This window comes from Streptomyces hiroshimensis (genome assembly GCF_014650335.1).
GTDB lineage: Bacteria > Actinomycetota > Actinomycetes > Streptomycetales > Streptomycetaceae > Streptomyces > Streptomyces hiroshimensis.
This window is the reverse complement of record NZ_BMUT01000006.1, coordinates 23016-38529: the sequence shown is the minus strand read 5'-3', so window position 1 is coordinate 38529 and position 15514 is coordinate 23016. Positions and strand designations below refer to the sequence as shown.

Below are 15514 nucleotides of genomic sequence, written 5' to 3'. Positions count from 1 at the left end.
CAGGGCCCGGAAAATCCACGTGCGGCCCTCGCAGGCAGGCCCCTAGCGTCGCGGCCATGAGCCTCGACATCCGTACGATCACCGACGCCGACCTCCCGAACTGGTCCCGGGCCCGCCGCACCGGCTACCTCCTCCCGCCCTCCGTCAGCAAGACCGAGCTCGCCTACCGCCGCGAGCTCATGGACCTCGAACGCGCCCAGGGCGCGTTCGACGGCGGCCGCTGCGTGGCCACCTACCGCAGCTTCACGCAGCGGCTCAGCGTCCCCGGCGGCGCATCGGTGACCGCGAACGCCGTCAGCAACGTGAGCGTCTCGGCCACGCACCGCCGCCGCGGCCTGCTCAGCCGCATGACGGAGCGCGACCTGCGGGAGGCCAGGGAGCGCGGCGACGCCGCCGCGACGCTGATCGCCGCCGAGTACCCGATCTACGGCCGCTTCGGCTTCGGCCCCGCCGCCTGGGTCACGGAGTGGGAGGTGGACGTGGCCCGCACGGGCCTGGACCCGCGCCACTCGGGCCCCGGGGACGGCGGGCGGGTCGACTACGTGGACGCCGCCGAGGTCCGGGAGCACGGGCCCGCGCTGTACGAGCGGGTACGGGCCGCCCGGCACGGACTCGTCGACCGTACGGACGTGTGGTGGCGGCGGAACACCGGCGCGCTCCCGGTGGACGACGGCCCGTGGACCGAGCCGTTCTTCCTGCTCCACCGGTCGGCGGAGGGCGTCGTCGACGGGCTCCTCGCCTTCGCGTCCGACGACCGGTGGGAGGCCAAGCTGCCGCAGCAGACGGCGACCGTCCTGGACCTCGTCGCGGCCACCCCCGCCGCCGAGCGCGCCCTGTGGCTGTTCCTGATGTCGGCGGACTGGATCACCCGCGTCCGCACCGGATACCGCGCGCCGGACGACATCCTGCCGCTGCTGCTGCCGGACCCGCGGGCCGCCCGCGTGGTCACGCACGCCGACTTCCTGTGGGTGCGGCCGCTGGACGTACCGGAGTTGCTGCGGGCGCGCACGTACCCCGTCGCCGGCTCACTCGTCCTCGACGTCACGGATCCGTCCGGACTCGCCGGCGGGCGCTTCCTGCTGGAGGCGGAACCCGGCGGCGCCTCCTGCGCGCCCACGACCCGGGCGGCCGATCTCACGCTGTCCGTCGCCGAGTTGGGGAGCCTCGCGCTCGGCGACGAGTCGGCCGTACGGCTCGCGGCGCTGGGCAGGGTGGACGAGGAGCGCCCCGGCGCCCTGGACCGCGCGGACGCGCTGCTGCGGACGGGGCGGCGGCCGTGGTGCGCCGACGTGTTCTGAGGGGTTCACCCCCGGGGAAAGGCCGGCCAGTCACCGGAAGACAGTCTTCCGCGAGCGGAAAAGTGACATTCAATACCGGCACTTTCCCCGGCAAACCACCCCAGTCCGTCAACTCCCCTTGACCTCAACCGAACTTGAGATTCCAGACTTCTGGTCAACGGCTCACGGGCCGCCACCCACCGCCCACGCCTCCCAGAAGGGCCCATCGTGTCCGAGAGCAGCTACCGACTCGCCGTCATCGTCGGATCCACCCGCGACGGGCGCTTCGGCCCCACCGTCGCCAAGTGGTTCACCGAGCAGGCCGCCCGGCACGGTGACATCGAGGTCGACGTCATCGACCTCGCCCTCCACCCCCTGCCGACGCGGCTCAGCAAGGAGCCCACCGCCGAGGAGGCCGCCGCGTTCGCCGAGGTGACGCCGCGTCTGGAGCAGGCCGACGCGTTCGTCGTCCTGACCCCCGAGTACAACCACAGCTACCCGGCGATCCTGAAGAACCTCATCGACTGCCACTACACCCAGTGGCAGGCCAAGCCCGTCGGCTTCGTCTCCTACGGCGGCCTCTCCGGCGGCCTGCGCGCGGTCGAGCACCTGCGCCCCGTCTTCACCGAGCTGCACGCCGTTCCCATCCGCGAGCAGATCAGCTTCCACAACCCCTGGGGGAAGTTCGACGAGGACGGCCGGCACCTGGACGCGGAGGCCGGCGAGCAGGCCTCCGGCGCGGCGAAGGTCATGCTCGACCAGCTGACCTGGTGGGCCCTGTCGCTGCGGGAAGCGCGCGCCGCCCGCCCGTACGGCGCCTGACCGGATCCCGGTCGCACGGCGCACACGAACTCCTGCCCCCGGCCCTACCCCCGTTGGGGCCGGTGGCAGGCACATCGTGCCGAGCGGGCAACGCCTCATCACCCTCCTCCGGTGGAGCACTCGTCAGATACCCCCGGACGGGGTTGATTTGACGATCGGATCCGTGGTCCCACCACTTAGGCTGGAATGGTGAAGCAACTTCCGTACCAATGCGGGATCGACGCCGCCATGGACGTCATCGACGGCAAGTGGAAGGTCCTGATCCTCTGGGCGCTGAACGAGGGCGCGCGCCGCTTCGGCGAGACGAAGCGGCTGCTGCCGGGCATCAGCGAAAAGGTGCTGGCGCAGCAGCTCCGCGAGCTGGAGGCCGACGGCATCGTCCACCGCGAGGTCTACGACCAGGTGCCGCCGAAGGTCGAGTACTCCCTCACGGAGCGGGGCCGGGCCCTGAACAACGCCCTGGCGCCCCTGGGCGCGTGGGGCAAGGAGCGCCTCGCCGGGCTCGCGGCGCAGGAGGCCCCGGCGGCGTGACCGCGGCCCCGGCGGCGTGACCGCGGCCCCGGCGGCGTGACCGCGGCCCCGGCGGCGTGACCGTGGCCCCGGCGGCGTGACCGCGAGGACGCCGGCGCAGCGGCCGTCGTCGCCCTAGGCCGCCCGCTGCGCGCCCACCTGCTCCGCCAGGAAGTCCTCCCAGGTCCGCTCGCCGACGGCGGCCCCTTCGAGCGTGAGGTTCTCCCCGGCCCGGTAGGCCCGGCCGACCTTTCCCGGCATCCGGACCGGCAGCTTCATCCGGCTCTTGCCCTGCGCCTTCAGGTACCCCTGGGCCAGCTCGGCCAGCCCGTACAGCTTCGGCCCGGTCAGGTCCGGCACCTGCCCGGCCGGCTCGCCGAGCGCCAGCTCCACGAGCCGGGCCGCGACCTCGCGCGCGTCGACGGGCTGCCACAGGAGCCCGCCCGGGGCCGGTACGACGGGCAGCTTCGCCATCGACCGGGCCACCTTCAGGGCCAGGTCGTGGAACTGGGCGGCGCGCAGCGTCGTCCACGGCAGGCCCGATTCGGCGACGGCCCGCTCCGCGTCCAGCTTGGCGCGGAAGTAGCCGAGCGGGATCCGGTCCGCACCGATGACCGAGATGTAGACCAGGTGCCGCACTCCGGCGCGCTGTGCGGCGCGCACCAGGTTCCGGGTGGCCTCGTCGTCGCCCTTGGGGCCGCCCGCGAGGTGCAGGACGGTCCCGACGCCGGCCACCGCGGCGTCGGTCCCCTCGTCCTTGAGCAGGTCGCCGGTCACGTACTCGACGCCGTCCCCGGCGGGGCGGGCGTTGCGGGTGAGCACGCGCACCGTGTGGCCGGCCTGCCGCAGGAGGGGGACGACGTGGCTCCCGAGGGTGCCCGTGCCGCCGGTGACCAGGATGGTGGGCGTCGCAGTCATGGCTTCTCCAAGTTCGTCCGGGCCGGGAGTTGATCTTCCGGTCGCATCGCTGTTTCGTGGCCTTCTGCTGCTATGACCCGCCGCGACGAAGGAATGTGACACGTGGACGACAGCGATCTGCTGACGGAACGTTTCGAAGAGCACCGGAGCCGTCTGCGGGCCGTGGCCTACCGGATGCTCGGCTCCGTGAGCGAGGCCGACGACGCCGTCCAGGAGGCCTGGCTGCGCTACAGCCGCACCGACACCTCCGGCGTCGAGAACCCCGGCGGCTGGCTGACCACGGTGGTGAGCCGCGTGTGCCTGAACATGCTGCGCTCGCGCGAGGCACGCCGTGAGGACCCGCTGGAGATCCACGTACCCGACCCCGTCATCAGCCACGAGTCCGGCACCGACCCCGAGCAGAAGGCGCTGCTGGCCGACTCGGTCGGGCTGGCGATGCTGGTCGTGCTCGCCTCCCTGGCGCCGGCCGAGCGCGTGGCGTTCGTGCTGCACGACATGTTCGCCGTGCCCTTCGACGAGATCGCCCCGCTGATCGAACGCACCACGGCCGCGACGCGGCAGCTCGCCAGCCGCGCCCGGCGCCGCGTGCAGAGCCAGACCACGCCTCCCGAGCCCGACCTCGCGCGCCAGCGCGAAGCCGTCGACGCCTTCTTCGCCGCCGCCCACGAAGGCGACTTCGAGGCGCTCGTCGCCGTGCTCGACCCCGATGTCGTCCTGCGCGCCGACGGCGGCGCCGCGCGCGCCCGCCAGACCGTGGCCCTCACCGGCGCCCGGGCCGTGGCCTCCCAGGCGGCGCGGTTCAGCGGCCTCTCCCCGTTCGCGCGGCCCGCCCTGATCAACGGAGCCGCCGGCGTCGTGGTCGTCGTGAACGGCAACCCGGTGTCCGTCATGGCCTTCACCGTCACGGACGGCAGGATCACCACCATCGAGGTCCTCTCCGACCCCGACCGCCTGCGCCGCCTCGACCTCACACCCCTGGACCGCTGACACCCCTGGACCGCTGACGGCCCGGACCTCCGACGGTCCGGACCGCTGCGGGCGGCCCGCAAGGGACCGCGCCACCGTGACGCTGCCCGCGCTCAAACTTTTGCAAGCACCTGCTTGCAAAAGTTAGCAGCGTGCGGCAGCCTGGGACGCATGGCATCACTCAACGTCGGCAATCTCGGCGAGTATCTGCGCGAGCAGCGGCGCAATGCGCAGCTCACCTTGCGGCAGCTCGCCGATGCCGCCGGAGTGTCCAACCCGTATCTCAGCCAGATCGAGCGCGGCCTGCGCAAGCCGAGCGCCGAGATCCTGCAGCAGCTCGCCAAGGCGCTGCGGATCTCCGCCGAGACCTTGTACGTACAGGCCGGGATCCTCGACGAGCGGGACCGGGACGAGGCGGAGGTCCGCAGTGTGATCCTCGCCGACCCCTCGATCAACGAGCAGCAGAAGCAGGTGCTGCTCCAGATCTACGAGTCCTTCCGCAAGGAGAACGGGCTCGCGACGGACGACGCCAGCAAACCTTCCAGCTGATCCGGGAGACCATCGCCATGGCCATCACCACGCAGGACATCCGCAACGCCGCGACCGACACGGCCTACGCCGCCGCCGGTGCCGCGGACCTCACCGCCGAGAAGATCGGGCAGCTGATCACCGACGCCCCCGAGCGCCTTGAGCAGCTGAAGAAGACCGACCCGAAGGCCGTGCAGGAGCGGGTGACGCGGCAGGCCAAGGAGGCCCAGGCCACCCTGACCGCGAAGTTCACCGAGATCGTCGGGTCGCTCGACAGCGATGTGAAGAACCTGGGGCAGACCGCGCAGGACCTGGCGCTCAAGGGCGTCGGGCAGGCCGTCGGGTACGCGGCGGCGGCCGGTGAGCAGTTCGAGAAGCTGGCCGAGCGCGGCCGTACGGCCGTGAAGCAGTGGCGCGGCGACGCCGCCGACGAGTTCCAGGACATCGCCGTGGCCATCGAGCCGGAGACGGAGGCGAAGGCCGCCGAGCCGGCGGCCGGGAAGACCGCCGAGGACAAGGGCGCCGAGGACAAGACGGCCGGCGACAAGCCCGCCGAGGCCTCGGACGCAGGCGACAAGCCCGCCGCCGCCCGCAAGGCCCCGGCCAAGAAGACGGCCGCCGCGAAGAAGACCGGCGAGTAGGCGGGCGCAGCTCTCGTACGGCCCGGGCACATTTCGCGTGCCCGGGCCGTTCTCCGGGTACGGTGGCGGACAGGACGGACCGAACGAGACGGGCAAGGTGAGCGACGTGCTTCTGCAAGCCTTCGGCGAGGCCATGTACTGGGTGTCGATCGGCCTGCTCGTCTTCAGCCTGTTCGCGTTCGTCAACGCCGCCGTCCACCGCGAGGACGCCTACCGCGCCGCGGACAAGCAGTCCAAGCCGTTCTGGCTGATCATCCTCGGCGTCGCCGTCGCCGTGAACCTGTTCATGGGGATCATGAGCTTCCTGCCGGTCCTCGGCCTGGTCGCCACGATCGTCTACATCGTGGACGTCCGGCCGGCGCTCAAGCAGGTCTCGGGCGGCCGCGGCCCGCGCCGCCGCGGCGGCGGCTCCAGCTCCGACGGCCCCTACGGGCCGTACAACGGCCGCCGCTGACGCGCAGCGCTCACGTCCGTACGCGGATGCGTCCGTACAGCGGTTACATCTGCACGGCGGCTACGTCCGTACGGGCGGTCCGGCCGTCCGCCCCGCCGGCCAGTGGGGCCGGTCGTCCTCCGCAGGAGCCCGGGCGCCCCGGTCGAGCAGCAGCACCGCGAGGTCGTCGGTCAGCTCGCCGCCGTTGAGGTCCTGCACCTCGGCGACCGCCGCGTCCAGGAGCTCCTCGCCGCGCAGCCCCTCCGCGAGGCGGCGGCCGATCAGTTCGACCATGCCCTCCTGGCCCAGGCGCCGCGCCCCGGCCCCGATCCGGCCCTCGATCAGGCCGTCGGTGTACATCAGCAGGCTCCACAGGCCGCCGAGTTCGACCTGGCGGCGCGGCCAGCGGGCGCGCCGGAGCAGGCCGAGCGCCGGGCCGCCGTCCTCCTGGGGCAGCAGGTGCGGCGCCGCGCCGGGGCGTACGAGCAGCGGGGCGGGGTGGCCGGCGAGGCTGAGGCCCGCGCGGCGCCCGTCCGCCGATATGTCGACGGCGCACAGCGTCGCGAAGGTCTCGTCGTCCGCGCGCTCGTGCTCCAGGACCTGCTGGAGGGTGGCGAGGAGTTCGTCGCCGCAGAGCCCGGCGAAGGTCAGCGCCCGCCAGGCGATGCGCAGTTCGACGCCGAGGGCGGCCTCGTCGGGGCCGTGGCCGCTGACGTCGCCGATCATCGCGTGGACGGTGCCGTCGGGCGTGCGGACCATGTCGTAGAAGTCGCCGCCGAGCAGGGCGCGGCTGCGGCCGGGCCGGTAGCGGGCGGCGAAGCGCAGGCCGGAGCCGGCGAGCAGCGGGGTGGGCAGCAGGCCGCGCTCCAGGCGGGCGTTCTCCTGGGCGCGCAGCCGGGACTCGGTGAGCTGCCGCTGGGCGAGGTCGGCGCGCTTGCGCTCGACGGCGTAGCGGATGGCCCGGCTGAGGACGGGCCCGTCGAGCTCGTCGCGGGAGAGGTAGTCCTGGGCGCCGACGCGTACGGCCTCGGCGGCCCGGTCGGTGTCGGCCTCGGCGGTCAGGGCGAGCACGGCGTGGTGCGGGGCGAGCTGCAGCACCCGGCGCAGGGTGTCCAGCTCGTCGGGGCGGCCGGGCCCGCTGCCGGGGCCGCCGGCGGTGCCCGCGGCCTCGCCGGATCCGGCACCGGCGCCGGCACCGACGCCGGCGTCCGCGAGGTCGAGGAGGATGCAGTGGACGTCGTCGGTGAGGAGCCGCTCGGCCTCGGTGAGGTTGCGGGCGGTACGGATACGGACCGGCTTGCCCGTGACGCCCGACATCTCGGTGATGTCCGGCATCGACAGCGGCCCGGCGGGGTCGCCTTCGATCACCAGGAGGGTCAGCCCGGCGTCGGCCGCCGGTGCGGCAGCGGGCTCCGCGGCCCTCGGCGCGGGTACGGACATGGTCACGGTTTCCTTCCTCCCCCGGCGACCGCCGGGGGTGCCCCCACCCCCCTGAGGCACGGCGACCCGCCGACGGGCGGGTGCCGAACGCGACCATAGCGGCAGGGCATGGTCGAACGGAATGGAGCGGAGCCACTCGCCGCTGTCATATGCCCCAGCCAGGGCGGCATTTGGCGCGTGCGGGGAGAAACGCGCGATGACAAACATCACCCCGGCGGGGGTCACCCGGTGCGACGCGCGTCACACGCGCGCGGGCCCGCCCCGTACGCCCGGAGCCGCCCCGCCCGGGCCGCCCGGGCCGCACCACCCCGGGCGCGCTATCCGGGCCGTACGACCCCCAGCACCGGCATCGACCCCGCCCCCGCGATCGTCACCTGCCGGCCCGGCCGCGGTGCGTGCACGATCGCGCCGTCCCCCACGTACATCCCCACGTGGCTCGCGTCGCCGAAGTAGATGATCAGGTCGCCGGGCCGCATGTCCTTGAGGTCCACCTTCGGCAGCTGCCGCCACTGGTCCTGCGAGGTGCGCGGGATGGCGCGGCCGGCGGCCGCCCACGCCTTGAGGGTCAGCCCGGAGCAGTCGTACGTGTCCGGCCCCTCGGCACCCCAGACGTAGTTCTTGCCGATCTGTGCCGTGGCGAAGTCGACCGCGCGCTTGCCCTCGGCCGTCGCCGCGCCCGAGCCCTTGAGGGCGGCGCCCTTGACCGCGTCCGAGGCGAGCCACTTCTGCTGGGCCTGCCGGGCCCGCTCCTCCTCCAGCAGCTTCAGCCGCTCCTTCTCCTTCTCCTCCAGCTTCGACTCCACCTCCTTGGCGGCCGCGAGCTTCGCCTCGATCTGCTTCTTCGCGCCCTCCTTCTTGCGGCGCTCGCCGTCGAGGGTCTTCCAGCGCTCGCCGGCGGCCTTGGCGTAGCCGTCGAGGGTCTTCTGGACCGCGGCGACCTCGGTGATCAGCCCGCGCGTGGCGGCCTGCCCCTTGTGGGTGAGGGCCACGCCGTCGAAGAAGCTCTCGGGGGAGCCGGAGAGGAGGAGCCGGACCTGGGGCGGCAGGGTGCCGTCGCGGTACTGGGCCCGGGCCAGGGAGCCGGCCTGGTTCTTGAGGCGGTTCATCCGCTCCTGAGCCTCGGCCGCGGACTTCGCGATCTCGGTGATCGACTTCTCCTGGAGGCGCTGGGCCTCGTCGGCCGCGTTGTAGGCGTCCGTGGCGGCCTCCGCCTGGCGGTAAAGGCCCTCGACCTCCTTGTGGACGTCCTCCAGAGTGCGCGGCGGCTTCGGTTCCGCATAGGCCGTGCCGGGCATGGTGGCCACCACCCCGGCCACCGCCAGTACGCATATCAATGCGGTCACCGAGATCATGCGCCTGCCTCCGCAGCCCTCACCCCTGCCGCCCGCCATGCTCCCAGTGTTCTCCGTGCCCGCACTCCAGCCGTCCTGCCCCACTGGCCACCTCCGCGGCTACCGCCCCCACGTCTGACATACCGTCACGCGAGGAAGGGATGCTGCCATGACCTTCCGCAAACCGACAGAGATCTGCGTCACACTCACGGAAGATCGACGGAAGATCGACGGGAGACGGGCACCGGACCAGCCACATCGTCCGCGGCGGCGGCCGGAATCCCTCGCTCCGCGCTCCGCCCGGGTCTCCCCCGGGCCTCCGCCGACCCACCGCCGGACCCCTCTCCGGCCCGTTTCAAGATCCCTTCGGGCGCCACCACCCTGATGGGTGAGGTTCACCCTCCGTTCACTCTGCCCCATCGACCGCTTCACCTGATCTGCCTAATTTCACCGATAGAGGGTGCGGGCAGAAACGTCCGCGCCGGTCACCTCTCGCACGCCGCCCCAGCGGCGGCTCCCGGAAGGAACACCCGAAAGTGAAGCTTCAGCGCAAGAACCGGCTCCGCGCCGTCGCTCTCGGCGCCATCGCCGTCTCCGGCGCCCTGGCCCTCACGGCGTGCGGCTCCGACGACAACAGCGGTGGTGGTTCCACCGGTGGCGGCTCCACCAAGGCCGCCGGCAACATCAAGTGCGACGGCAAGGGCCAGCTCCTGGCCTCGGGCTCGTCCGCGCAGAAGAACGCCATGGACCTGTGGGTCAAGAACTTCACGGCGGCCTGCAAGGACATCCAGATCAACTACAAGCCCACCGGTTCGGGCGCGGGCATCCAGGAGTTCCTGCAGGGCAAGACGGCCTTCGCGGGCTCCGACTCGGCGCTCAAGCCGGAGGAGGTCGCCAAGTCCAAGCAGGTCGTCAAGGGCGGTCAGGGCATCAACCTGCCCATGCTCGGCGGCCCGATCGCGGTCGGCTACAAGGTCCCCGGCGTGGACAACCTCGTCCTGGACGCCGACACCCTCGCCAAGATCTTCGACTCGAAGATCGAGAAGTGGAACGACGAGGCGATCAAGAAGCTCAACCCCGACGCCAAGCTCCCGGACCTCAAGATCCAGGCGTTCCACCGCTCCGACGAGTCGGGCACCACGGACAACTTCACCAAGTACCTCAAGGCCGCCGCCGACAAGTCCTGGCCGTACGAGCCCGCCAAGGCCTGGAAGGCCAAGGGCGGCCAGGCGGCCGACGGCTCCGCCGGTGTCTCCTCGCAGGTCAAGCAGACCGACGGCGCGATCTCCTACTTCGAGCTGTCCTACGCCACGGCCAACTCGATCAAGACGGTGAAGCTCAACACCGGCGCCTCCGCCCCGGTCGAGGCCACCTCCGACAACGCCTCCAAGGCCATCGCCGAGGCGAAGATCGCAGGCTCCGGCAAGGACCTCGCCCTCAAGCTCAACTACACCACCAAGGCCGAGGGCGCCTACCCGATCACCCTGGTGACGTACGAGATCGTCGGCGACCAGGGCAACAAGGCGGAGACCCTCCCGGCGGTCAAGTCCTTCCTGACCTACGTCGCGAGCGCGGACGGCCAGTCGGTCCTCAAGGACATGGGCTACGCCCCGCTCCCCGCCGAGATCGCCACGAAGGTCCGCGAGACCGTCGCAAGCCTCTCCTGAACCCGTGTGTGACGGGGGTCCGGCGACGGACCCCCGTCACACCATCCGGTGCACCGCCGCCAGGAGCCGCATCCCCCGCCGGGAGGCGACTCCGCAGACCGGAGAAATCCCCATGGACATAACCAGCTCCACCGCCGACAGCAGCCCACCGGCGAAGACGGGCACGAAGACGGTCTCCCGCCCGGGCGACCGCATCTTCCTCGCCCTCTCCCGCGGCTCCGGCCTCCTGCTTCTGGTGATCATGGCCGCCATCGCGGCCTTCCTCGCCGTCCGGGCCACCAACGCCCTCTCCCACAACGAAGGCAACTTCTTCACCACCTTCGAGTGGGGCGCCAACGGCACGCCGCCGGTCTTCGGCATCGCCGTCCTGGCCTTCGGCACGGTCGTCAGCTCGCTGATCGCGATGGTCATCGCGGTGCCGGTCGCCATCGGCGTCGCGCTCTTCATCTCGCACTACGCCCCGCGCCGGCTCGCCGCCCCGCTCGCGTACGTCATCGACCTGCTCGCCGCCGTGCCGTCCATCGTCTACGGCCTGTGGGGCGCCCTCTTCCTGGTGCCGCACCTGGGCGGCCTCTACAGCTGGATGAACGACTACCTCGGCTGGACGGGCATCTTCGCGTACCACGACGGCGCAGCCCGCTCCCTGTTCACCATCGGCATCCTGCTGGCGATCATGATCCTGCCGATCGTCACCAGCGTCAGCCGCGAGGTCTTCCTGCAGGCCCCGAAGATGCACGAGGAGGCCGCGCTCGCGCTCGGCGCCACCCGCTGGGAAGTCATCCGGATGTCCGTCCTCCCCTTCGGCCGCTCCGGAGTCATCAGCGCCTCGATGCTGGGCCTCGGCCGCGCCCTCGGCGAGACGATGGCCGTCGCGACCGTCCTCTCCCCCAGCTTCCTCATCGGCAAGAGCCTGCTGGACCCGGGCGGCGGAACGTTCGCGCAGAACATCGCGAGCAGCTTCAAGGAGTCCGGTGACATCGGCAAGGACGCCCTGATCGCCTCCGGCCTCGTCCTCTTCGTCCTGACCCTGCTGGTCAACGGCGCGGCCCGGCTGATCATCGCGCGTCGCAAGGAGTACTCGGAATGAGCGACGTGACCATCGACAAGCCCCTGGTCGCCGACAGCGCGCCGCAGCCGCGCCCCGTCTCCCTGCACCAGCCGCGCCTGCCGCGCTGGACCCCGGCCGCCGTCGCCGCCGGCACGATCGCCGCGGGCTGCGGCATCGGCCTGGGCGCCGCGCTGAGCAGCCGGATCCAGTGGGGCCTGATAGCCGGCGGCCTCTTCGTCGTCGTGATGTACGCGCTCGCGGCCCGCGTCGAGGGCCGCCGGCAGGCCAAGGACCGCCTCGCCACCAGCCTCGTCTGGGTCTGCTTCCTGCTCGCCGTCGTGCCGCTGGTCTCCCTGGTCTGGGAGACCGTCGCCCGCGGCGCGAAGGTCCTCGACGGCAACTTCCTCTCCCACTCCATGGCCGGTGTCCTCACCATCCAGCCCGGTGGCGGCGTCTACCACGCGATCATCGGCACCCTGGAGCAGGTCGGCATCGCCACCGCCATCGCGGCCCCCGTCGGCCTGCTGACGGCGATCTACCTGGTCGAGTACGGCCGGGGCCGGCTGGCCAAGGCCGTCACGTTCTTCGTGGACGTCATGACGGGCATCCCGTCGATCGTCGCGGGCCTGTTCATCCTGAGCTTCTGGATCCTCATGCTCGACTTCGGCTACTCCGGCTTCGCCGGGTCGATGGCCCTGGCGATCCTGATGATGCCGGTCGTGGTCCGCTCGACCGAGGAGATGCTCAAGCTCGTCCCCAACGAGCTGCGCGAGGCCTCGCTGGCGCTGGGCGTGCCCAAGTGGCGCACGATCCTCAAGGTCGTGCTGCCCACGGCGATCGGCGGCATCGCCACCGGCGTCACGCTGGCCATCGCCCGTATCGCCGGCGAGTCCGCCCCGATCGTCCTCCTGGTCTTCGGCTCCCAGGTGATCAACAACAACCCCTTCGAAGGCGCCCAGTCCTCCCTGCCGTACTACATCTACGAGCAGTGGGCGGCCGGCAACGACGCCAGCTACGACCGCGCCTGGGCGGCGGCGCTCGTCCTCATCGCCTTCGTCATGATCCTCAACCTGGTGGCCCGCGGCATCGCCCGCTGGAAGGCCCCCAAGACCGGCCGCTGACGCGGTTCTCCCGAAAGAAGTAGTGATCCCCATGGCCAAGCGAATCGACGTCAGCGGCCTCTCCGCGTACTACGGCGCCCACAAGGCCATCGACGACATCTCGATGACCGTCGAGCCCCGCTCCGTGACGGCCTTCATCGGCCCCTCCGGCTGCGGCAAGTCCACCTTCCTGCGCACGCTGAACCGCATGCACGAGGTCACCCCCGGCGGCCGCGTCGAGGGCAAGGTGATGCTGGACGACGAGAACCTCTACGGCGCCGGCGTCGACCCGGTCTCCGTGCGCCGCACGGTCGGCATGGTCTTCCAGCGGCCGAACCCCTTCCCGACCATGTCCATCTACGAGAACGTGGCCGCGGGCATCCGGCTCAACGGCGGGCGCATCCGCAAGTCCGAGCTGGACGGCGTGGTCGAGAAGTCCCTCAAGGGCGCGAACCTCTGGAAGGAGGTCAAGGACCGGCTGAACAAGCCGGGAGCGGGCCTCTCCGGCGGCCAGCAGCAGCGGCTGTGCATAGCCCGGGCGATCGCGGTCGAGCCGCAGGTCCTGCTGATGGACGAGCCCTGCTCGGCGCTCGACCCGATCTCGACGCTGGCGATCGAGGATCTGATCGGGGAGCTGAAGGAGCGCTTCACGATCGTGATCGTCACGCACAACATGCAGCAGGCGGCCCGCGTCTCCGACCGCACGGCGTTCTTCAACCTGGCGGGCGTGGGCCAGCCGGGCAAGCTGGTCGAGATCGACGAGACGGCGCGCATCTTCTCCAACCCGTCGGTCCAGGCGACGGAGGACTACATCTCGGGCCGGTTCGGATAAGAACCACGGGAGGCCGTGGGACGCGCAGGGCCCGGTCCGGGACGTCAAGCGAAGCAGTCCCGGACCTGGCCCGGAGCGGCCCGCGGCCGCACCCGACAACGGCGCGGCGCCCCGTAACCGGTCGGCGCCGCCGCAAGACCGCCTTACGGCGCTGCATGGCGGTGCCGCCGCAAGGCGAAGGGCCCGCCCCCTGTTCGTACCAGGGGGCGGGCCCTACTTCGCAGGCTGTCCGGGATCAGCCGAACGCCAGGTTGACCACCCAATAGCTGAGCGCAGCGACGAGCGCCGCGGCCGGCATCGTGATGAACCAGCCCAGGATGATGTTCTTCGCGACGCCCCAGCGGACCGCGTTCACCCGCTTGGTCGCACCGACGCCCATGATCGCCGAGGTGATCACATGCGTGGTGGAGATCGGCGCGTGGAACATGAACGCCGTCGTGAACATGACCGACGCACCGGTGGTCTCGGCCGCGAAGCCCTGCGGCGGGTCCAGCTCGATGATCTTCCGGCCGAGCGTCCGCATGATCCGCCAGCCGCCCGCGTAGGTGCCGAGCGAGAGCATGATCGCGCAGGAGAGCTTGACCCAGACCGGGATGGCGTCGCCCTTGGCCTGCACATCGCCGATGACCAGCGCCATCATCACGATGCCCATGGTCTTCTGGGCGTCCTGCAGACCGTGGCCGAGCGCCATGCCGGCGGCCGAGACCGTCTGCGCGATCCGGAAGCCGCGCTTGGCCTTGTGCGGGTTGGCCTTACGGAACATCCACATGATCGCGACCATCACCAGATAGCCGAGGATCAGGCCGACGAACGGCGAGAGGAACATCGGGATGACGATCTTCTCGACGACGCCCGACCAGATGACGCCCGTGCCGCCGGCGAGCGCCGCGCCCACCATGCCGCCGAAGAGGGCGTGCGAGGAGGACGAGGGCAGGCCGAAGTACCAGGTGATCAGGTTCCAGGCGATGGCGCCGATCAGGGCCGCGAAGAGGATGCCCATCCCCTTGTCGCCCACGGGCGACTCGATCAGGCCCTCGCTGACCGTCTTGGCCACCCCGCTGCCGAGGAAGGCACCGGCGAGGTTCATCACGGCCGCCATCGCGAGGGCCGCGCGCGGGGTCAGCGCCCGCGTGGAGACCGAGGTCGCGATGGCGTTCGCGGAGTCGTGAAAGCCGTTGGTATAGGTGAAGCCGAGCGCGACCCCGATGGTCACGACGAGAGCAAAGGTGTCCACCGGGGGTCAGGACTCCTTGACCGCGATGGTCTCGACCGTATTGGCGACGTGCTCGAACGCGTCCGCCGCCTCTTCCAGCACATCCACGATCTGCTTCAGCTTCAGCACCTCGATGGCGTCGTACTTGCCGTTGAAGAGCTGGGCCAGGAGCTTGCGGTGGATCTGGTCCGCCTGGTTCTCCAGACGGTTCACCTCGATCCAGTACTCCGTGAGATTGGTCATGGTGCGCAGGTTCGGCATGGCCTCGGCGGTGAGCTCGGCGGCCCGCGCGAGGACCTCGATCTGCTGCTCGACGCCCTTCGGAAGCTCCTCGACCTGGTACAGAACGACCAGGTCGACGGCCTCCTCCATGAAGTCCATGATGTCGTCGAGCGAGCCGGCGAGGGCGTAGATGTCCTCGCGGTCGAACGGCGTGATGAACGACGAGTTCAGCTGGTGGAAGATCGCGTGCGTCGCATCGTCACCCGCGTGCTCCGCTGCGCGCATCCGCTCGGCGATCTCGGCACGGGCGGACGTGTCCGCTCCGAGCAGTTCCATCAGGAGCTTGGAGCCCGTGACGATGTTGTCCGCGGAGGCGGCGAACATGTCGTAGAAGCTCGTCTCCCTGGGGGTCAGACGAAAGCGCACGTGGGATCCTCGGGGTGCAACGGATTCGGTCTCGTTGATGCTAGGCGCATCATCCAGCCACAGCTAACTGGCATTCCCTCAGTGTCGCCCATCGGGCAGAGTGCTCACGAAGCCAGGTACCGCCGCAGCGGGCAAAATTC

16 protein-coding genes are annotated in these 15514 nt (G+C 71.1%); 11 read left to right on the top strand and 5 right to left on the bottom strand.

What is annotated here, in order from left to right; translation table 11 throughout:
* The first annotated feature begins 56 nt into the window (after nucleotides 1–56).
* The 3 genes from IE241_RS15155 to IE241_RS15145 all read left to right on the top strand — a co-directional run bounded on the left by IE241_RS15155 (nucleotide 57) and on the right by IE241_RS15145 (nucleotide 2630).
* Nucleotides 57–1298: a GNAT family N-acetyltransferase gene (locus IE241_RS15155; RefSeq protein ID WP_190022259.1), complete on the top strand. Its 1242-nt coding sequence runs from the start codon at nucleotides 57–59 to the stop codon at nucleotides 1296–1298.
* Nucleotides 1299–1505: 207 nt separating this feature from the next.
* Entirely contained in the window at nucleotides 1506–2099 is a 594-nt protein-coding gene (locus IE241_RS15150) for an NADPH-dependent FMN reductase (protein ID WP_190022258.1), read from the top strand.
* A 228-nt stretch (nucleotides 2100–2327) separates the two neighbouring features.
* Nucleotides 2328–2630: a winged helix-turn-helix transcriptional regulator gene (locus tag IE241_RS15145; protein WP_373300694.1), complete on the top strand. Its 303-nt coding sequence runs from the start codon at nucleotides 2328–2330 to the stop codon at nucleotides 2628–2630.
* 114 nt (nucleotides 2631–2744) lie between these two features.
* Here IE241_RS15145 and IE241_RS15140 read toward each other — a convergent pair whose 3' ends face one another.
* A complete protein-coding gene (locus IE241_RS15140) occupies nucleotides 2745–3527 on the bottom strand; it encodes an SDR family oxidoreductase (RefSeq protein WP_190022256.1) in 783 nt (260 codons plus the stop codon).
* A 102-nt stretch (nucleotides 3528–3629) separates the two neighbouring features.
* On the opposite strand from IE241_RS15140, the gene sigJ reads away from it, so the two are divergent.
* The 4 genes from sigJ (at nucleotide 3630) to IE241_RS15120 (ending at nucleotide 6116) form a co-directional block, all read left to right on the top strand.
* Complete coding sequence (gene sigJ, locus IE241_RS15135) at nucleotides 3630–4514, top strand: RNA polymerase sigma factor SigJ (RefSeq protein WP_190022255.1); 885 nt, start codon at nucleotides 3630–3632, stop codon at nucleotides 4512–4514.
* Between the two features lie 150 nt (nucleotides 4515–4664).
* Nucleotides 4665–5042, top strand: a complete 378-nt coding sequence (locus tag IE241_RS15130) for a helix-turn-helix domain-containing protein (protein ID WP_058045683.1) — start codon at nucleotides 4665–4667, stop codon at nucleotides 5040–5042.
* Between the two features lie 17 nt (nucleotides 5043–5059).
* Nucleotides 5060–5662 (top strand): hypothetical protein, encoded by a 603-nt coding sequence (locus IE241_RS15125; RefSeq protein WP_190022254.1) that lies wholly within the window; start codon nucleotides 5060–5062, stop codon nucleotides 5660–5662.
* Between the two features lie 106 nt (nucleotides 5663–5768).
* Nucleotides 5769–6116, top strand: a complete 348-nt coding sequence (locus tag IE241_RS15120; RefSeq protein ID WP_190022253.1) for a DUF2516 family protein — start codon at nucleotides 5769–5771, stop codon at nucleotides 6114–6116.
* A gap of 60 nt (nucleotides 6117–6176) precedes the next feature.
* Here IE241_RS15120 and IE241_RS15115 read toward each other — a convergent pair whose 3' ends face one another.
* Together IE241_RS15115 and IE241_RS15110 are read right to left on the bottom strand one after the other, a co-directional pair.
* Complete coding sequence (locus tag IE241_RS15115; protein WP_190022565.1) at nucleotides 6177–7535, bottom strand: PP2C family protein-serine/threonine phosphatase; 1359 nt, start codon at nucleotides 7533–7535, stop codon at nucleotides 6177–6179.
* Nucleotides 7536–7852: 317 nt separating this feature from the next.
* A complete protein-coding gene (locus IE241_RS15110) occupies nucleotides 7853–8887 on the bottom strand; it encodes a C40 family peptidase (RefSeq protein WP_229899286.1) in 1035 nt (344 codons plus the stop codon).
* 515 nt (nucleotides 8888–9402) lie between these two features.
* Between IE241_RS15110 and pstS the strand changes: the two genes are divergently transcribed.
* From pstS to pstB, 4 genes are all read left to right on the top strand, one after another.
* On the top strand, nucleotides 9403–10533 hold the full coding sequence (pstS, locus tag IE241_RS15105; protein WP_190022251.1) for a phosphate ABC transporter substrate-binding protein PstS: 1131 nt from the start codon (nucleotides 9403–9405) through the stop codon (nucleotides 10531–10533).
* Nucleotides 10534–10645: 112 nt separating this feature from the next.
* Nucleotides 10646–11620 (top strand): phosphate ABC transporter permease subunit PstC, encoded by a 975-nt coding sequence (gene pstC, locus IE241_RS15100; protein WP_190022250.1) that lies wholly within the window; start codon nucleotides 10646–10648, stop codon nucleotides 11618–11620.
* Nucleotides 11617–12702, top strand: coding sequence for a phosphate ABC transporter permease PstA (pstA, locus tag IE241_RS15095; protein ID WP_190022249.1), 1086 nt, complete (start codon nucleotides 11617–11619; stop codon nucleotides 12700–12702). Before pstC ends, pstA begins: the two co-directional genes overlap by 4 nt.
* A 31-nt stretch (nucleotides 12703–12733) precedes the next feature.
* On the top strand, nucleotides 12734–13513 hold the full coding sequence (gene pstB / locus IE241_RS15090) for a phosphate ABC transporter ATP-binding protein PstB (protein WP_190022248.1): 780 nt from the start codon (nucleotides 12734–12736) through the stop codon (nucleotides 13511–13513).
* A gap of 235 nt (nucleotides 13514–13748) precedes the next feature.
* Here pstB and IE241_RS15085 read toward each other — a convergent pair whose 3' ends face one another.
* Together IE241_RS15085 and IE241_RS15080 are read right to left on the bottom strand one after the other, a co-directional pair.
* Nucleotides 13749–14747, bottom strand: a complete 999-nt coding sequence (locus tag IE241_RS15085) for an inorganic phosphate transporter (RefSeq protein ID WP_190022247.1) — start codon at nucleotides 14745–14747, stop codon at nucleotides 13749–13751.
* Nucleotides 14748–14753: 6 nt separating this feature from the next.
* Entirely contained in the window at nucleotides 14754–15374 is a 621-nt protein-coding gene (locus IE241_RS15080; protein ID WP_190022246.1) for a DUF47 domain-containing protein, read from the bottom strand.
* Nucleotides 15375–15514: the final 140 nt, after the last annotated feature.

Coding starts and splice junctions, on each gene's coding strand:
- IE241_RS15155 (WP_190022259.1), top strand. CDS start 57: ATGAGCCTCGACATCCGTACGATCACCGACGCCGACCTCCCGAACTGG.
- IE241_RS15145 (WP_373300694.1), top strand. CDS start 2,328: ATGGACGTCATCGACGGCAAGTGGAAGGTCCTGATCCTCTGGGCGCTG.
- IE241_RS15140 (WP_190022256.1), bottom strand. CDS start 3,527: ATGACTGCGACGCCCACCATCCTGGTCACCGGCGGCACGGGCACCCTC.
- IE241_RS15130 (WP_058045683.1), top strand. CDS start 4,665: ATGGCATCACTCAACGTCGGCAATCTCGGCGAGTATCTGCGCGAGCAG.
- IE241_RS15125 (WP_190022254.1), top strand. CDS start 5,060: ATGGCCATCACCACGCAGGACATCCGCAACGCCGCGACCGACACGGCC.
- IE241_RS15115 (WP_190022565.1), bottom strand. CDS start 7,535: ATGTCCGTACCCGCGCCGAGGGCCGCGGAGCCCGCTGCCGCACCGGCG.
- IE241_RS15110 (WP_229899286.1), bottom strand. CDS start 8,887: ATGATCTCGGTGACCGCATTGATATGCGTACTGGCGGTGGCCGGGGTG.
- pstC (WP_190022250.1), top strand. CDS start 10,646: ATGGACATAACCAGCTCCACCGCCGACAGCAGCCCACCGGCGAAGACG.
- pstA (WP_190022249.1), top strand. CDS start 11,617: ATGAGCGACGTGACCATCGACAAGCCCCTGGTCGCCGACAGCGCGCCG.
- pstB (WP_190022248.1), top strand. CDS start 12,734: ATGGCCAAGCGAATCGACGTCAGCGGCCTCTCCGCGTACTACGGCGCC.